This is a genomic window from Rhodopseudomonas pentothenatexigens, assembly GCF_900218015.1.
Lineage (GTDB): Bacteria > Pseudomonadota > Alphaproteobacteria > Rhizobiales > Xanthobacteraceae > Rhodopseudomonas > Rhodopseudomonas pentothenatexigens.
In genome coordinates, this window is record NZ_UFQQ01000011.1 from 162,881 (window position 1) to 179,586 (window position 16,706).

The 16,706-nt window shown below is 65.6% G+C and carries 17 protein-coding genes and 1 pseudogene; 6 read left to right on the forward strand and 12 right to left on the reverse strand.

Annotated features, from left to right (window positions below):
- Nucleotides 1-3: 3 nt before the first annotated feature.
- From DWA33_RS12535 to DWA33_RS12545, 3 genes are all read right to left on the reverse strand, one after another.
- Nucleotides 4-336, reverse strand: coding sequence for a helix-turn-helix domain-containing protein (locus DWA33_RS12535; RefSeq protein WP_114358418.1), 333 nt, complete (start codon nt 334-336; stop codon nt 4-6).
- The gene (locus DWA33_RS25440) at nt 323-556 is read right to left on the reverse strand and encodes a type II toxin-antitoxin system RelE/ParE family toxin (protein WP_244601279.1); all 234 of its coding nucleotides are present in this window, start codon (nt 554-556) and stop codon (nt 323-325) included. Before DWA33_RS25440 ends, DWA33_RS12535 begins: the two co-directional genes overlap by 14 nt.
- Nucleotides 557-1,365: 809 nt before the next feature.
- The gene (locus DWA33_RS12545; RefSeq protein WP_114358419.1) at nt 1,366-2,991 is read right to left on the reverse strand and encodes a peptide chain release factor 3; all 1,626 of its coding nucleotides are present in this window, start codon (nt 2,989-2,991) and stop codon (nt 1,366-1,368) included.
- Nucleotides 2,992-3,221: 230 nt separating this feature from the next.
- On the opposite strand from DWA33_RS12545, the gene sugE reads away from it, so the two are divergent.
- The 3 genes from sugE (at nt 3,222) to DWA33_RS12560 (ending at nt 4,254) form a co-directional block, all read left to right on the forward strand.
- Nucleotides 3,222-3,536: a quaternary ammonium compound efflux SMR transporter SugE gene (sugE, locus tag DWA33_RS12550; RefSeq protein ID WP_011157837.1), complete on the forward strand. Its 315-nt coding sequence runs from the start codon at nt 3,222-3,224 to the stop codon at nt 3,534-3,536.
- An 88-nt stretch (nt 3,537-3,624) separates the two neighbouring features.
- A complete protein-coding gene (locus tag DWA33_RS12555) occupies nt 3,625-3,900 on the forward strand; it encodes a type II toxin-antitoxin system RelE/ParE family toxin (RefSeq protein ID WP_011157836.1) in 276 nt (91 codons plus the stop codon).
- A 42-nt stretch (nt 3,901-3,942) separates the two neighbouring features.
- Nucleotides 3,943-4,254 (forward strand): HigA family addiction module antitoxin, encoded by a 312-nt coding sequence (locus DWA33_RS12560; RefSeq protein ID WP_114358420.1) that lies wholly within the window; start codon nt 3,943-3,945, stop codon nt 4,252-4,254.
- Nucleotides 4,255-4,271: 17 nt separating this feature from the next.
- Here the strand turns inward: DWA33_RS12560 and DWA33_RS12565 are convergent, their stop codons facing one another.
- Entirely contained in the window at nt 4,272-5,288 is a 1,017-nt protein-coding gene (locus DWA33_RS12565; protein WP_114358421.1) for an inorganic phosphate transporter, read from the reverse strand.
- A 14-nt stretch (nt 5,289-5,302) separates the two neighbouring features.
- Nucleotides 5,303-5,947, reverse strand: a complete 645-nt coding sequence (locus tag DWA33_RS12570) for a DUF47 domain-containing protein (protein ID WP_114358422.1) — start codon at nt 5,945-5,947, stop codon at nt 5,303-5,305.
- A gap of 589 nt (nt 5,948-6,536) precedes the next feature.
- On the opposite strand from DWA33_RS12570, the gene DWA33_RS12575 reads away from it, so the two are divergent.
- Nucleotides 6,537-9,065 carry a DUF4407 domain-containing protein gene (locus tag DWA33_RS12575; protein ID WP_347337894.1) on the forward strand — a complete coding sequence of 843 codons (2,529 nt, stop codon included), beginning with the start codon at nt 6,537-6,539 and terminating at the stop codon, nt 9,063-9,065.
- Between the two features lie 142 nt (nt 9,066-9,207).
- Here the strand turns inward: DWA33_RS12575 and DWA33_RS12580 are convergent, their stop codons facing one another.
- The 7 genes and pseudogenes from DWA33_RS12580 to DWA33_RS12610 all read right to left on the reverse strand — a co-directional run bounded on the left by DWA33_RS12580 (nt 9,208) and on the right by DWA33_RS12610 (nt 13,845).
- Nucleotides 9,208-10,179, reverse strand: a complete 972-nt coding sequence (locus DWA33_RS12580) for a branched-chain amino acid ABC transporter permease (RefSeq protein ID WP_114358424.1) — start codon at nt 10,177-10,179, stop codon at nt 9,208-9,210.
- 1 nt (nt 10,180) lies between these two features.
- Nucleotides 10,181-11,056: a branched-chain amino acid ABC transporter permease gene (locus tag DWA33_RS12585; protein WP_114358425.1), complete on the reverse strand. Its 876-nt coding sequence runs from the start codon at nt 11,054-11,056 to the stop codon at nt 10,181-10,183.
- 39 nt (nt 11,057-11,095) lie between these two features.
- On the reverse strand, nt 11,096-11,842 hold the full coding sequence (locus DWA33_RS12590) for an ABC transporter ATP-binding protein (RefSeq protein WP_114358426.1): 747 nt from the start codon (nt 11,840-11,842) through the stop codon (nt 11,096-11,098).
- Nucleotides 11,835-12,590 (reverse strand): ABC transporter ATP-binding protein, encoded by a 756-nt coding sequence (locus DWA33_RS12595; protein WP_114358427.1) that lies wholly within the window; start codon nt 12,588-12,590, stop codon nt 11,835-11,837. Before DWA33_RS12595 ends, DWA33_RS12590 begins: the two co-directional genes overlap by 8 nt.
- A gap of 222 nt (nt 12,591-12,812) precedes the next feature.
- The gene (locus DWA33_RS12600) at nt 12,813-13,160 is read right to left on the reverse strand and encodes an ArsC family reductase (RefSeq protein WP_114358428.1); all 348 of its coding nucleotides are present in this window, start codon (nt 13,158-13,160) and stop codon (nt 12,813-12,815) included.
- A 39-nt stretch (nt 13,161-13,199) separates the two neighbouring features.
- A pseudogene (locus DWA33_RS12605) lies at nt 13,200-13,591 on the reverse strand (type II toxin-antitoxin system VapC family toxin).
- Nucleotides 13,588-13,845 (reverse strand): type II toxin-antitoxin system Phd/YefM family antitoxin, encoded by a 258-nt coding sequence (locus DWA33_RS12610; RefSeq protein ID WP_114358429.1) that lies wholly within the window; start codon nt 13,843-13,845, stop codon nt 13,588-13,590. The pseudogene DWA33_RS12605 and the gene DWA33_RS12610 overlap by 4 nt, the downstream one beginning before the upstream one ends.
- Before the next feature lie 189 nt (nt 13,846-14,034).
- Between DWA33_RS12610 and DWA33_RS12615 the strand changes: the two genes are divergently transcribed.
- Nucleotides 14,035-15,513 carry a pyruvate kinase gene (locus DWA33_RS12615; RefSeq protein ID WP_114358430.1) on the forward strand — a complete coding sequence of 493 codons (1,479 nt, stop codon included), beginning with the start codon at nt 14,035-14,037 and terminating at the stop codon, nt 15,511-15,513.
- A gap of 110 nt (nt 15,514-15,623) precedes the next feature.
- Nucleotides 15,624-16,595 (forward strand): TY-Chap domain-containing protein, encoded by a 972-nt coding sequence (locus tag DWA33_RS12620; protein ID WP_114358431.1) that lies wholly within the window; start codon nt 15,624-15,626, stop codon nt 16,593-16,595.
- Nucleotides 16,596-16,706 lie beyond the last annotated feature (111 nt).

Genomic DNA, 16,706 nt, shown 5'->3' on the forward strand with positions numbered 1-16,706 from the left:
CCTCTAAGCCTGCACCACGACCGACAAACGCCCCGCCCCGCCCGCCGCTTTCCGGCGCGGAGCGGGCTTCACAGTGACCTGCACGTCCTGCCCAAGCAGAGTCAGAAATTCCATCAGTCGTCCGACCGAGATCGACGTCGGCCGACAGCGCATCAGCGCCGAGACTTGCGGCTGCGTGGTGCCGAGAAGCTTCGCCGCCGCCCCCTGCGTCATGCAGCGTTCGGAGAGAAGTTTGTAGATCTGCGCCGTCAGCTTGGCCTTAACCAGTTCCTGTTCGGAGTCGGCAAAGCCGAGATCGGCGAATACGTTGCCGCTGCTGATTTCATGAGTTTTCATGGTCGGCCTTCCTGTGCAATTCTTCAGCGACCTTCAATCGCGATCGGACCAGCTCGATATCTTGATGCGGTGTCGCGATGCCCTGTTTCGACTTCTTCTGGAAAACGTGTAGTACGTAGACCGCCGTCGCGAAGCGCACGGTATAGGCCGCGCGGTACGTCCCGCTTCGATCGTCTTCAATCAACTCCAACACGCCGGCGCCGCCGAACCCCTTCAGCACCTTGGCGATGGGCGGCGCTACGCCATCTGCGCCGCGAACAGCGCCGTGCCGAAGCTCCGGCGAATGCTCTTCGGAAGAGTCTGCATGTCGCGGCGGCTGGATGCGATCCAGACCAAGCGCTTCGGAAGATCCTTGGACACAGCCGACCTATATAAATAACTATATAAATGGATTTCAAGCCTGACGGCGCAGGAAACGCGCATTCAGATCGGTTGACAAGCCCGCGACCACGGCTTATATTCCTATTCGTCTCGTTCGCGAGGGGCGCTTCTCGAGGGCGCTTGCGAGGCGGAGCGGGATACGGCGTCCTGCGCGTCGTGGCTCGCACCCACGCGTCCGGGAGGCTGAGGGTCACCGTCCGCCGCTACTACGAGCGGCCGCCGCTTCAGAGGCTGGACGGGTCGAGTAGAGGCCGGGGAAAGCCCGCAAGCTCGCCGTATCCCGGAAGAGCGGCCCTTCAGCCAAAAACCGCCGGGGTGGCGCGCCGCAAGGCGACGCGCGGTTCGCGATCTTCGCCCCTCGCGCGGGCGAAGGCCGGATCGCGACACGACCAACGCCGCGTCTTGCGGCGCGCCGCCGCCCCTCACTTCGGGGCGGCTGTTCGGGCAAAGCTCGGGCGCATTGCGCCGCGAGGATGCGGAGGTGTGGCTGTTTGACAGGGTTGATTACATGAAAGTCGTCATGCGCGGGCTTGACCCGCGCATCCATCGCGCGCCGAGCGCGCAACAAAGACGACGATCAGACGAAGAGGATGGATTGCCGGGGCAAGCCCGGCAATGACGCATCGTGATGGCGCGTAGTACGTCGCCTCAACCCGTCTTCTTCACGTCCTTGATTTCCGAGAACACGATCCCTTCGGCGCGGTCTTTGGTGTAGCCGAGATAGAATTCGTTCTTGGCGAGGTACACCGGATCGCCGTCGACGTCGTCGGCGATCGACGAGCCGTTATGGGCGATGAAGGTGTCGAGCTTCTTGCGGTCGTCGGAGGAGATCCAGCGCGCGAGCTGGAATTCGGACACTTCGAAATCGACCGGCAGCTGATACTCGGCGGCGAGCCGGGCTTTCAGCACGTCGAGCTGCAGCGGGCCGACGACGCCGACCAGCGCCGGAGCGCCGTCGCGCGGGCGGAACACCTGCACGACGCCCTCTTCCGACATCTGCTGCAGCGCCTCTTTCAGCTTCTTGGCCTTCATCGCGTCGGTGAGCCGGACGCGGCGGACGATTTCCGGGGCAAAGGAAGGCACGCCGACGAAGGTGACGTCCTCGCCCTCGGTCAGCGTATCGCCGATCCGCAAAGAGCCGTGGTTGGGAATGCCGACGACGTCGCCGGCGAAGGCTTCGTCGGCCACCGAGCGGTCCTGGGCGAAGAAGAACTGCGGGCTCGACAGCGGCATCGCCTTGCCGGTGCGTACCAGCTTGGCCTTCATACCGCGGGTCAGCTTGCCCGAGCACAGCCGCGCGAACGCGATGCGGTCACGGTGGTTCGGATCCATGTTGGCCTGGATCTTGAACACGAAGGCGCTCATCTTCGGCTCGTCGGCGGCGATCTTGCGGGCGCTGCTTTCCTGCGCGCGCGGCGGCGGCGCGTAGCGGCCGAGGCCCTGCAGCAGATCGCCGACGCCGAAATTGCGCAGCGCCGAGCCGAAATACACCGGCGTCAGATGGCCTTCGCGGAACGCCTCGAGGTCGAACGGCTTGCAGGCTTCGGTGGCGAGCTCCAGCTCCTCCTTGACCGCGGCGACGTCGAGATTGGGATGGCGCTTGCCGAGTTCCTCGATCGTGATCTGCTCGGCCGCGCCGGTCTTGGCGCCGCCGCCTTCGAGCAGGCGCACGCCGCCGTCGAGCACGTCGTAGGTGCCGAGGAAGTCGCGGCCGCGCCCGACCGGCCAGGTCATCGGCGTGGTGTCGAGCGCCAGCGTCTTCTCGATCTCGTCCAAGAGATCGAAGATGTCGCGGGTCTCGCGGTCCATCTTGTTGATGAAGGTGATGATCGGAATGTCGCGCAGCCGGCAGACCTCGAACAGCTTCCGCGTGCGCGCCTCGATGCCCTTGGCGGCGTCGATCACCATCACGGCGGAGTCGACCGCGGTCAGCGTCCGGTAGGTGTCTTCCGAGAAGTCCTCGTGGCCCGGGGTGTCGAGCAGGTTGAAGACCAGCCCGTCGAATTCGAAGGTCATCACCGAGGTGACCACCGAGATGCCGCGGTCGCGCTCGATCTTCATCCAGTCCGAGCGGGTGTTGCGGCGTTCGCCCTTGGCCTTGACCTGACCGGCGAGATTGATCGCGCCGCCGAACAGCAGCAGCTTTTCGGTCAGCGTGGTCTTGCCGGCGTCGGGATGCGAAATGATCGCAAAGGTGCGCCGCCGCGCCACTTCATGGGCGAGCGAAATCGGGGTCGAGGACGGCGCTTCGGCCGGAACAGCGGTGTCGGACATGCGTCAGCCTGTGGCAGGGAAAGCCGGCGCAATCAAGGGCTTCCGGCGGATCGCCGCGCCCGCAGTTGCGCGGCGCAGCGGCGTCCCTCATATAGGGGTTCGAGGACGACCTCAAAATCACCTTTTCGGCCGGGACGACCCGGCCTCCGCCAAGACCGCGCATTGCGCCGGCGCGCCATCCCGCTGGATGGCCTCATCAAAATTGCCCGGACGTGCGCAAGGAGGCCGCCATGGCCTGGTTCTATCTGTTCGTCGCCGGCCTGATGGAGATCGGCTGGGCGCTCGGCCTGAAATACACCGAAGGCTTCACCCGGCTGGTGCCGACGGCACTGACCGTGTCGGCGATGGTCGCCAGCGTCGCGCTGCTCGGGCTCGCCCTGAAGACGCTGCCGATCGGCACCGCCTATGCGGTGTGGAGCGGGATCGGCGCGGTCGGCACCGCGGCGCTCGGCATCGCGCTGTTCGGCGATCCCGCCACGGTCGGCCGCCTCGCCTGCATCGGCCTGATCGTCGCCGGCATCGTCGGGCTGAAGCTGGTGGGCTGAGGCTCGGCTCGTCGCAGAAGCCGGCCTGATTGCGTCGACATCGCCGCTGCTGTAAGCTGTTTGCTGACAGTCATGCGGGCTCCGAGGCATGATCAAGACGTTCAGGTCCAAGGCTTTGGCCGAGCTGTGGTCGACCGGAAAGACCTCGAAGATCGACGCGAAGATGCTGGCACGGGTTCTCAGGCGTCTCGACCAGCTCGATGTGGTGACTTCACCGGAGCAGATGAACGTCGTTGGTTTCGACTTTCACGCGCTGCGCGGCAAACCTCAGCGCTATTCGGTACATGTGAATGGCCCTTGGTGCATCACCTTCGAATTCGAAGCAGGTGATGCCTATCGGGTCGATTTCGAACAGTATCACTGACGCGGAACAGCCGGCTCACCTTCGACATCAGGACGCAGAACGATGAACGATCATATCGCCAAGCGCAGCAAGGACCGTTGTCCAGCCCATCCGGGCGCCGTGCTGCGCGAGGACGTTATCCCTTCCGTCAAACGTTCCAAGTCGGAGATCGCCCGACTGCTCGGCATCTCCCGCCAGCACTTGAACGACATTCTCAGCGAGCGGAAGCCAATGTCCCCGCAAGTCGCGGTGCGAGTCGGCAAGCTGTTCGGCGGTGGCGCCGCGCCATGGGTCAGGATGCAGGCTGCGTTCGATACCTGGCATGCAGAGCGCAACGTCGATGTCAGCCACATCCAGCCGCTGAAAGTCGCCTGAGCGCAACCTCGTGACCGTCAGAACAGGTGCGTCGGCAGCAGCCTGGTCGCCCAATACGCCAGCGCCGCGACGATTGCCGAAGCCGGGATCGTGATCACCCAGGCGTACACGATCGAGCTCGCCACGTTCCAGCGCACCGCCGACATCCGCCGCGCCGCGCCGACGCCGACGATCGCGCCGGTGATGGTGTGGGTGGTCGACACGGGAACGCCGAGGAAGGTCGCCGTGAACAGCGTCGCGGCGCCGCCGGTTTCGGCGCAGAAGCCCTGCATCGGCGTCAGCTTGGTGATGCGCAGGCCCATGGTGCGAACGATCCGCCAGCCGCCCATCAGCGTGCCGAGCGCCATTGCAGCCTGGCACGACAGCACCACCCAGAACGGCACCGAAAACTCGCTGCCGAGATAGCCCTGCGAATACAAAAGCACCGCGATGATGCCCATCGTCTTCTGGGCGTCGTTGCCGCCGTGGCCGAGCGAATACAGCGAGGCCGAGGCGAACTGCAGGATGCGGAAGGCGCGGTCCACCGCGAATGGCGTCGACCGCACCGAGGCCCACGACACGATCGCCACCAGCACCAGCGCCAGCAGGAATCCGACCAGCGGCGACAGCACGATCGCCAGCAGCGCCTTGGTCAGCCCGCTCCACACCGCCGCCGACAAGCCGGCCTTGGCGAGGCCGGCGCCGAGCAGGCCGCCGATCAGCGCATGCGACGAGCTCGACGGGATGCCGAGCCCCCAGGTCACCAGGTTCCAGACGATCGCGCCGGTCAGCGCCGCGAAGATCACCGCGGCGTCGATCACTCCCGGTTCGATGATGCCGGTGCCGATGGTGTTGGCGACGTGCAGACCGAACACCAGGAAGGCGATGAAGTTGAAGAACGCCGCCCAGAACACCGCATAGTGCGGCCGCAGCACCCGGGTCGAGACGATGGTCGCGATCGAATTGGCGGCGTCGTGCAGGCCGTTCAGAAAGTCGAACAGCAGCGCGACGGCGATCAATCCGACCAGGATGGGCAGCCCGAGCGAAGCGTCCACGGCCGGCCCCTGCCCTAGACCTGCTCGATGACGATCGAGTTGATCTCGTTGGCGACGTCGTCGAACCGGTCGGCGACCTTTTCGAGATGGTCGTAGATCTCGGCGCCGACAATGTAGTCCATGGTGTTGGCGTTGCGGTGCTTGAGGAACAGCTCCTTGAGCCCGATGTCGTGCAGATCGTCGACCCGGCCTTCGAGCTTGGTGATCTCTTCGGTCATCGCCGTCAGCATCTGCAGGTTCGGCCCGATCGACTTCATCAGCGGCAGCGCCTTGCCGACCAGGTTGGCGCTTTCGACCAGCAGTGCGCCGATCTCGCGCATCGGCGGCTCGAATTCGCGGACCTCGAACAGGATCACCGCCTTGGCGGTCTGCTGCATCTGGTCGATGGCGTCGTCCATCGAGGTGATCAGGTTCTTGATGTCGACGCGGTCGAACGGGGTGATGAAGGTGCGGCGCACCGCGGTCAGCACCTCGCGGGTGACGTTGTCGGCCTCGGATTCGAAATGACTGACGCGCTGACAGTGGACCAGGGTTTCGTCGCCGCCGCGCAACATGTCCTGCAGCGCCTGGGCGCCCTGCACCACGGTATGGGTGTGCTGGGCGAACAGGTCGAAGAACCTCTCCTCCTTGGGCAGAAAGGCTCGAAAGTATCGTAGCATCTGGGGCTATCCGGTTGACGTGACGCGGATTTGAAAGGTCGGCCGTCCGGGGCCGGAGGCACCCGGCCGCGTCACACCGGCGTCATAAAACACTTCGGAGCCGGTCAGGCAACCGTCCATTCCGGGCAGCCGACCGGCATCGGCGCGCCGATCCGTGCAAACCGCCCGCGCGCCGCTGCGCCGGCCGGCTCGGGGCCGACGCATCGTCCACAGGATTTGCCGGGCGGCCGGTCGCCGGCGGGCGTCGGCGTCATCGCGGCGACTCACGGTTCGCGAATCACTTGAACCCGCTCGGGTGAATTCGAGCCCCGCAGCGATGACTCCGAGTGGTAACAGAGGAATGGACGGGTGTGTCCGATCCGACTCCCCTGCCAAAATATTGAGGACGGGAGCGGCCGTTCCGGCGCGCTTCGTAACAGCCGAGATTATCATCGATCACCAGCACTTAGCAGGCAGTGCTGAGGTCGTTTGACAGGCTGCTGACTCGCCCCCTGAAGCGCCACTCGTATTGAATTTGTTTACGCTCTGTTAGACTCCGCCGACCTGTCACTCCAAACCGCGGCGCATGACACCGCAGAACTGGGCGGCCATGATTCAACGCGTCCTTGGCATCATCGCTGGCGTCGATCGCAAGACTCTGCAGAGCTGTCCGGCGTCGGACAAATTGTGGGCCGCCCATCTCGGCGCTTCGCTCTGCCTGTCGTTCATCGTGGTGCTGGGCGTGTCGTTTCACGCCACCGGCTACATGATCGACAATATCTGGACCCGGCTGATGGTGTCCGGCGTGATCGCCCTGACGGTGCTGATGTTCGACCGCGCGCTGTGCCAGTCGGACTGGTTCTATCAGGGCACGCTGTGGAATACCGCGCCGATCCAGTCGCGCGCCGAAGCCAAGCAGACCGGCTGGCGGTTCGTCCGGGTCGGCGTCCGGCTGGCGCTGTCGTTCGGGCTGGCCTGGGTGATCGCGATGTTCCTGGAGCTGGCGATCTTCTCCTCGACCATCAACGAGAAGATCGAGGCCGACCGGATCGCCGCCAATCAGCCGATCTACGACAAGATCGCCACCTTCGAGGCCGGGCTGAACGCCGAGGCCAAACGCCGGCAGGCCGACATCGAGCAGCTCGAGGCGCTGCACCGCGCCGCCCTCACCGAACAGCCGAAGCCGGAGCCGACCACCCAGGCGCGCACCGAGGACATCGAGCAGCAGATCAAGTCGGTCACCGACCGCGAAGCCGGCATCCGCGCCGACATTGCCGAGATCGACCGGACGATCCAGCGCTATACCGCCGACATGAACGCCGAAGAGTTCGGGTTGAAGGCCGCCCCGAACAATTCCGGCCGCCCGGGCGCAGGCCCCCGCTACGAATTCGCCAAGAAACAGCGCCAGGCCTTCATCGCCCAGCGCGCCGAGCGCGAGGCCGAGATCGTGCAGCTGCACGCCCGCCGCGACGATCTGCGCGCGGTGCAGGCCAAGATCACCGCCGACGCGCTCGCCGCGCGCGAGCAGGAGCGCGCCGCGATCAAGGCGCGGGCGGACGCGCTGCAGCACCGGATCGACGCCGCGCGGGCCGACCTCAAGCAGTTCGAGGTCGACAAGGTCGCCAGCGTCGCCGAGTTCCGCAAGAAGGTGATGGCGGACTCCTACTTCCAGGAAAAGAAGGACACATTCGATCCGCTGACGCGTATCGCCGCATATCAGGAACTGAAGAACGATCCGCGCGACGGCGCCACCATGACGCTGTTCTCGTGGATGACCCGGTTCTTCATCATCTTCCTGGAAATCGTTCCGGTGGTTGCGAAAATCTTCTTCTCGCCGCCCAGCGTCTACGCCGCGAAGATTCAGGCGCAGGTCGAACGCGCGCGGCAGCGGATCGAGAACAACGAAGATCTCGAGGACGAAGCACCGAAGCCCGCTCCGGCGCCCGCGATGGCCGCCATCACCCTGCCGGCGATGACGGTCGAGCCGGTGACGATCGCCCAGCCGCAGGCCGCGGCGGCCGAACCGCCGAAGCCGCAAGCCCCCGCAGCGCCGGTCCGGGCGGCGGATCCGCGTCCTGAGCCGCAGCGGCCGGCCGAACGCTCCCGCGATTTCGACCCCTATGCCCCGGAACCGCGCGAACGCGCTTTCCGTGAAGACTATGCCGAACACGACGAGCTGCGGCGCCGCGACGATCGGCGCGGCTACGACTGGCGGCGCTATGGCCGCCGCGACGATGACGACCGCGGCTACGACGACCACGATCCACGCGATGTCGATCGCCGGGAGTTCGCCCGGCGCCACGACTACGATCGCTACGACGAGCGCCCCCGCCGCGCGGCGGCCCGGCGCAGTCCGCCGCAATTCGTCGCCCGCGACTACGCGATGCGCGATTACGGCGCCCGCGACTTCGACGAGCCGGAGTTCGAAAGCAGCGAGATCGACGTCCGCAATCTGATCATGCCGCGGCGCCCGCGCCGCGAGGCGTTCGCGGCCGAGGCCGCGCCGCGGGTCCGGATGCCTCCTGACAGCCCGGTCCAGGAGCGAGCATCGCACCTGGAGCCTGCCGCCGAACGCAGCCTGCGCTGGCCTGACAGTATTCCGGTCGACGACCTCAACACCCGCGAGTTGGTCCGTCAGGTTCTGGCCGACGCCGGCTCCGCTGCCCGCGCCGAACCGGTCCGCAGTGAACCGTCACCGGCAGAGACGCCGCGGGTCGAGGCTGCTCGGCCGGTCGAGCCTCCCCATCCCGAACCCGTTCAGAACGAGCCGGCGGCATCCACGTCCGAACAGGAGCCGGCCAATACAGTCGCCGAAGCTCCGTCGGTGCCGCCTCGACCGCTGGAGCCGGACGTGCTGCCGAACGTCCTGACCCACGCGCCACCAGCTCCGGCCGAGCAATCCGCGCCGTTTCCGCAGTCGGCCATGGCCGACGAGGCTGCGGCGAGCAGCACCAGTGCCGAAGCGGCCGGCCCGCTACCGAAATACAGTGCCGACGTCGAGAAGCTGATGACCGACGCGGTCGAACACTCCCGGCCACGCAAGAAGGCGGCGCAGCCACGGCGAGAACATCGCGCGGAGGGCGAAGCCGAATTGCCGCTGGACCACACGGCGCGGCCCGAGCTGCCGCCGAAGCCGTAGCGCCGGCGGGATCTGCCGCGAAAGCAAACCGCCGCGCGGCTCAGCCACGCGGCGGTTTTTCATTTGGACAGGTTGCCGTTCAGGAAAACGAAGTGCCGCTCGCCGCTGCTCACGCCTCTGGAGCCGCGGCCCTCCTTGGTCGCTACAGCGACCGTTTGAACAGGTGCCCGATCTCCCCGACGATGCCGCGGCGGAAGGTCAGCACGCAGGCGACGAAGATCACGCCCTGGATCACCGTGACCCATTGGCCGAAGCCGGCGAGATATTGCTGCATGGCGATGATCACGAAAGCGCCGACCACCGGGCCGAAGATCGTGCCGAGCCCGCCGACCAGAGTCATCAACACGATTTCGCCGGACATCGACCAGTGCACGTCGGTCAGCGACGCGTTCTGCGCCACGAACACTTTCAGCGAGCCGGCGAAGCCCGCCAGCGTGCCCGACAGGATGAACGCCAGCAGCTTGTACTGATCGGTCTTGTAGCCGAGCGACACCGCGCGCGGCTCGTTCTCACGGATCGCCTTCAGCACCTCGCCGAACGGCGAATTGATCGCGCGGTAGATGATCAGGAAGCCGATCAGGAACCCGGCCAGAACCACGAAGTACAGCGTGTCGGTGTTGGACAGGTCGATGAAGCCGAACAGCTTGCCCTGCGGAATGCCCTGAATGCCGTCCTCGCCGTGGGTGAACGGCGCCTGCAGATAGATGAAATACAGCAGTTGCGACAGCGCCAGCGTGATCATCGCGAAATAGATGCCCTGGCGGCGGATCGCAATCAGCCCGGTTACCACCGCCAGCGCGAACGACGCCCCGGTGCCGACCACGATCGCCAGTTCCGGCGGCAGTCCCCAGACCTTCAGCGCGTGGCCGCTGACATAGCCGGCGGTGCCGAGAAACATCGCGTGGCCGAACGACAGCAGTCCGCCATAGCCGATCAGCAGGTTGAAGGCGCAGGCCAGCAGCGCGAAGCACAGCCCCTGCATCACGAAGAACGGATACACCCCGGTGAAAGGCACCACAGCGAGCAGCACGGTCATGATCGCGAACGCGATCATCTCGTCACGCACTGGGCGGCGAGTCGTGGTCGGGACGGAATTGTGCGCAATCGAGGTCATGTCAGGTTGTCCGTCCGGTCAGGCCCGAGGGTTTCACCAGCAGCACCAGCACCATCAGCACGAACACCACGGTGTTGGAGGCCTCGGGGTAGAAATATTTGGTCAGTCCCTCGACGACGCCGAGAGCGAAGCCGGTGATGATCGAGCCCATGATCGAACCCATGCCGCCGATCACCACCACCGCGAACACCACGATGATCAGGTCGGCGCCCATCAGGGGCCGGACCTGATTGATCGGCGCCGACAGCACGCCGGCGAGCGCCGCGAGCCCGACGCCGAGGCCGTAGGTCAGCGTGATCATCCGCGGCACGTTGATGCCGAACGCGCGCACCAGCGTCGGGTTCTCGGTGGCGGCGCGCAGATAAGCGCCGAGCCGGGTCCGCTCGATCAGGAACCAGGTCAGCAGGCACACCACCAGCGAGAACACCACCACCCAGCCGCGATACACCGGCAAGTACATGAAGCCGAGATTGATCGCGCCGCGGAGCTGCTCGGGGATCGCATAAGGCAGGCCGGACGAGCCGAAATAGTTCTGGAATACACCCTGGATGATCAGCGCGACGCCGAAGGTGAGCAGCAGGCCGTAGAGATGATCGAGCCCCGACAGCCATTGCAGCAGCGTGCGCTCCATCACCATGCCGAACAGGCCGACGATGATCGGCGACAGAATCAGCGCCCACCAATAGTTCAGGCCGAGCAGATTGAGCAGGAAATAGGCGCAGAACGCGCCCATCATGTACAGCGCGCCGTGCGCAAAGTTGATGATGTTGAGCATGCCGAAGATCACGGCGAGGCCGAGGCTGAGCAGCGCGTAGAACGAGCCGTTGATCAGGCCGACCAGAAGCTGCGCCAGTAGAGCGGGGACGTTGATATCCATCTTGCTCTCAGTCTTTCGTGGAGTTCACCGGTCCCGCCGTCAGACGCCGAGATAGGTGTGAAGCTTGTCCATGTTGGCTTCGAGCTCGGAATTGGCGAAGCCGTCGATGATCTTGCCGTGCTCGACCACGTAGTAGCGGTCCGCCACCGTGGCGGCGAAGCGGAAGTTCTGCTCCACCAGCAGGATGGTGAAGCCCTCGTTCTTCAGCCGCGCGATGGTGGCGCCGATCTGCTGGATGATCACCGGCGCCAGCCCTTCGGTCGGCTCGTCGAGCATCAGGAACCGCGCGCCGGTGCGCAGGATTCGGGCGATCGCCAGCATCTGCTGCTCGCCGCCCGAGAGCTTGGTGCCCTGGCTCTTCAGCCGCTCGCGCAGGTTCGGGAACAGATCGAAGATCTGGTCGAGCGACAGCCCGCCCGGCCGCACCTGCGGCGGCAGCATCAGGTTCTCGCGGACGTCGAGGCTGGCGAAGATGCCGCGCTCCTCGGGACAGAACGCGATGCCGCCGCGGGCGATCTTGTCCGACGATGCCCGGCTGATGTCGGCGCCGCCGAAGGTGATGGTGCCGCTGCGCTTGCCGACGATGCCCATCACCGATTTCAGCGTCGTGGTCTTGCCGGCGCCGTTGCGGCCGAGCAGCGTCACCACCTCGCCCTCGCGGACGTCGAAATTCATGCCGTGCAGGATGTGGGACTCGCCGTACCACGCCTGCAGATCGCGCACCGTGAGCAGCGCTGGGCCTGCGGTCGACGACGCCGGCCGCTGCAATGTCGTCGCCTCAACCATGACCCGCTCCGAGATAGGCTTCCTTGACGCGCTGGTCCTGGGTGAGCTCGTTGTAGTGCCCCTCGGCCAGCACCTGACCGCGGGTCAGGACGGTGATGACGTCGGACAGGTTGGCGACCACGCTCAAATTGTGCTCGACCATCAGGATCGTGTACTTGGCCGAGATCCGCTTGATCAGCGCCGCGATCTTGTCGATGTCCTCGTGCCCCATGCCGGCCATCGGCTCGTCGAGCAGCATCATTTCCGGATCGAGCGCCAGCGTGGTGGCGATCTCCAGCGCGCGCTTGCGGCCATAGGGCATCTCGACCGCGGGGGTTTCGGCGAACTCGGAAAGGCCGACATCGTCGAGCAGCTCGCGAGCGCGCTGATTGTACTTGTCGAGCACGCTCTTGGAGCGCCAGAAGTCGAACGACGAACCGTGCTGTCGCTGCAGCGCGACGCGGACGTTCTCCAGCGCTGTCAGATGCGGGAACACCGCCGAGATCTGAAACGATCGCACCAGCCCGAGCCGCGCGACGTCGGCGGGCGCCATCGCGGTGATGTCCTGGCCGTTGTACAGGATCTGTCCCGCGGACGGCCGCAGGAACTTGGTGAGCAGGTTGAAACACGTGGTCTTGCCGGCCCCGTTGGGGCCGATCAGCGCGTGAATGTGACCACGGCGGACCCGCAGATTGACGTCCCGCACGGCGAAGAAGCCGGCGAATTCCTTGGTCAATCCGTTGGTTTCGAGGATGATGTCATCGGCCAAGCAGCTTCCCCCCATCGAACGCGCGCGGTGCCGACGCGCACAGCCGATGTCTTCTTGTGAGCCGGTGCTCGGAGCGCCTCGATCGGCGCCCCGGCCCGGTCTTTCTGTCCGGACTATGCCGCTATTCGCGAGCCTTGTGCAAGATGCAAAGCTGGGCAGCGTTTACGGGCGGTCGGGCCTGGGGGAAACTCCGGCCGGCGCTCGGCCGACCGGTGATCAGCATCAATCGAACACCTCCGCGTAAGCCTCCGGGCGGAAGCCGACCAGCAGCTTGCGGCCGTGCTCCAGAACCGGGCGCTTGATCATCGACGGCTGCGTCAGCATCAGCGCGATCGCCTTGGCTTCGGTCAGCCCCTCTTTGTCCGCCTCGGGCAGCTTGCGGAAGGTGGTGCCGGCGCGGTTGAGCAGCGTCTCCCAGCCGGCCTGCTTTGCCCAGCGCTCGAGATGCTCTTGATCGATGCCCGCGGTCTTGTAGTCGTGGAACGCGTAGCTGACGCCATGGCCATCCAGCCAAGCCCGCGCCTTCTTCATGGTGTCGCAATTCTTGATGCCATAGAGGATGGTGGGCACGAGAGACCTTTCGCTGCTGACGTCGTCATCTGGATCACGTTAGCGGCCTGGCAGCACGCCTTCGACATCCGTCCGGGCAAAATCCTCACCGACATATAGCAGCCGGCATCCGTATGCGCGCGCCACCTGATAGGCGAAACAGTCACCGAAGTTCAATCCGGCGGTAGAGGCGCATCTGCCCCATCTCTCATAGGCATCCGCGATTTCGTGCGCAGATAGGGACGTGACGGGGACCACCTCGAAACCGAGCCCCTCGATCAGACCGGCGACCTCATCGCGAACATTTCGGCGGGCCGCCACGATCAGGCTCTCGACCATCGTCCCAGCGAGATCAAAATCCGCTCTTCTGCAGCAATTGCATCGATACAGGCAGCCGCCTGCGGCTCGTCCAGCACGATCGCCATCAAGGCCGAGGTGTCCACCGCAATCACTGCGGCAGACCATCCTCACGATACAGGAAATCCTGGCTGCGGGCTGCCGATACCCCGTCGGCGGCCTTCGCGGCACCGGCCGCCCGTGCGGCTTCGAGCAGCTCGCGTCGGGAGCGGGACTCACCCTCGTGGCCGATCGGAACGAGGCGCACGGCCGCATGTCCCGGCAACGTGAGAACGACGTCGTCCCCAGCCTCGGCGCGCTGAACCAGATCGGCAAGCTGATCCTTTGCCTCGGTGACAGTGACCCGCATCGGTCCGCCTCGTCGTCGATCGACCATCCGAAGATGCTAGTTCATGTCGAAAAACCCATCAACCTGCCTTCGCGCCGGCCGAACAGCTACGACTTTCCGCCACCGGCCCTGTCACATCGGTTTCATCCAGCGCTCCTAGAGCGGGTAGGATGCGGCCTTGCGCGCCGCCTGAACCGTGAGCCGCCAGCGATGCCGACCGAGATCCTCCGCCTCAAGCACAAGCTCGACACCTTGATCGCGGAGGTCGAAGACGTCAGCCGCGACCGGATCGCCGGCTGGGCAGATCAGATCCACCGCCCCGGCTTCGCCGCCAGCGCCGCCAATCTCGCCCATTATCTGGCGCTGCGTCATCACGATTTGCGTCCGCTGCAGCACGCCTTGATGGCGCTCGGGCTGTCGTCGCTCGGCCGGCTGGAAAGCCGGGTGATGCCGACGCTGCTCGCCGTCCGCGCCACCCTCGCGGCGCTGGCGCGCGAGCCGGACACGCTGCGGCCGTCGACCAAGCAGTTTTTCGCCGGCGAACACGAATTGGCCAGCCGCAGCACCGAGCTGTTCGGTCCGCGGTCGGGCGCCCGCCGCTCCGCGCTGCTGGTGACCTGCCCGAGCGAAGCCGCCGACGATGCCACCTTCATGCTGCGGCTCGCCGAGCGCGGCGTCGAGGCGGTGCGGATCAACTGCGCCCACGACGATGCCGCCGCCTGGCAGCGGATGATCAATCACCTGCACGTCGCCGAAGAAGCCACCGGCCGCCGGATGAAGGTGCTGATGGACATTGCCGGCCCGAAGATCCGCACCGGCGCCGCGCGCACGCCCGACGGCCGCGACCGCATCGTCACCGGCGACCTGGTGGCGATCGTGGCGCAAGGCGAATTCGGCCGGATCGATCTGGAGGAAGAGCATTTCGCGGTGGAATGCACGCTGCCCGATCCGTTGACCCGCACCCAGGTGGGCGCGCGGGTGTTCGTCGACGACGGCAAGCTGTGTGTCCGGATCGAGCGCAAGACGCCCTGGGGTTTGGTCGGCCGCGTCACCGCGACGGCCGACAACGGCCTGCGGCTGAAGCCGGAGAAAGGCCTCAACTTCCCAGATACGCCGCTCGACATCCCGGCGCTGACCGCCAAGGACCGCGCCGACCTCGATTTCGTCGCCGCCCATGCCGACGGCATCGAGTTCTCGTTCGTGCAGTCGGTCGGCGACGTCAAGATGCTGCAGGCGGCGCTCTCCGAACGCCGGCCCGACGACTGGCACAAGCTGTCGCTGGTGCTGAAGATCGAGACGCCGGACGCGGTCGCGCACCTGCCGGACATTCTGGTGCAGGCCGCCGGCCGGCAGCCGACCGCTGTGATGATCGCGCGCGGCGATCTGGCGGTGGAGATCGGCTTCGCCCGGCTGGCAGAGATGCAGGAGGAGATCCTTTGGATCGGCGAAGCCGCCCACGTCCCGGTGATATGGGCCACCCAGGTGCTCGAACATCTGGTGAAGAAGGGCACGCCGTCGCGCGGCGAGATGACCGACGCCGCGATGGCGGCACGTGCCGAATGCGTGATGCTGAACAAGGGCCCCTATCTGTTCAAGGCGATCACCGAGCTCGACACCCTGCTCGGCCGGATGGCCGATCACCAGCACAAGAAGACGCCGCAGCTCCGCCGGCTGCGGAGCTGGGGCTGAGCGTACTCAATTTTGGTATCAACCTAAGGTTGACTCCATAACATCTTCGTTCACTCTATGTTCCATGTGGAGCAGGGCCGCGGTGCCGGCCGGAGTGAGCGGAGGAAATCATGAGGCAGCAGCGGGCTCGATTTGCCGCCGCGATCACCCTGCTGATGACCTTGGGTGCGACAGCCGCGCCCGGGCATGCCGAAGAGGCAGCGGTCGACCGGGTCGACGCCGCGCTGCAGAACATCACCAGCATCGTCCGCGCCAAGAAGGTCGGCTACGCGACAATCTGGGACGGCAACAAATACGTCCAGTGCCACCGACTGCCGAGCCGCGAGATGCGCTGCGAAGCCGCCGGACCGACGCTGCAACCGTCGTTGAAACGCGTCCTGACGATCGAACGGCAAAACCGGCTCGCGGCGCTCGGCTGGACCGTAGATCCGGCTTTCGGCAACTACGCGAAAGTATTTCCGGCCGACGCACCGACCGGCCAGATCTCTGCAGACATCCTACGCACGCTGACTGAGGCCTACGACATCAACCTTCAAGACCTCGAACTGAAAACCGACTGGGTGGTCGACATCCCCTGCCCTCCGCGGAACGGGCCGTCCCAGAATCTCGCCGGCATGGTCAGCGGCGCACCGTCAATGCTCTCGACCGCGCTGCTCACGTGCTCTTACGCGGCGAAGCCACAGCCGCAGACCGCCGAAACTGCGGAAGCCCTGATCAAGCTGTACGGTCCGTCGGTCACAGCAGAGATTCAGCGACTGCGGGTGAACGCGGCCCATCGGGTCTATGCGGTGTTCGACAGCGGCATCGGCTACATCCAGTGCATGCCGGAGACGCCGCCGGTGGCGTTGTATTGCGAAGCCCAATCGGCGGAAAGCTGGGCGGCGCTGAGCGCCGTCCTGAAGCCGGATCGCGTCGCGCGTCTGACGGCGGCCGGCTACAAGGAGCCGGGCCGCGCACCGAACTACAGCAAGAGCTATCCGCTGACGCTGACGGACGCCGCGATCGCCGCCGAGATCCTCACATTGCTGCACGACCTTTACGACTACACCGGCGCAACCAAGCTCGACGTCAAGACCGACTAGAACCGCACCCACGGCACTGCAAACGCTGTCCTCGCTGCGTGCATCGCAACAACCGACTGATCACAACTTCACTAGCTGGGTCGCTTCGCTCTCCCCTCGGATGAACGCGAT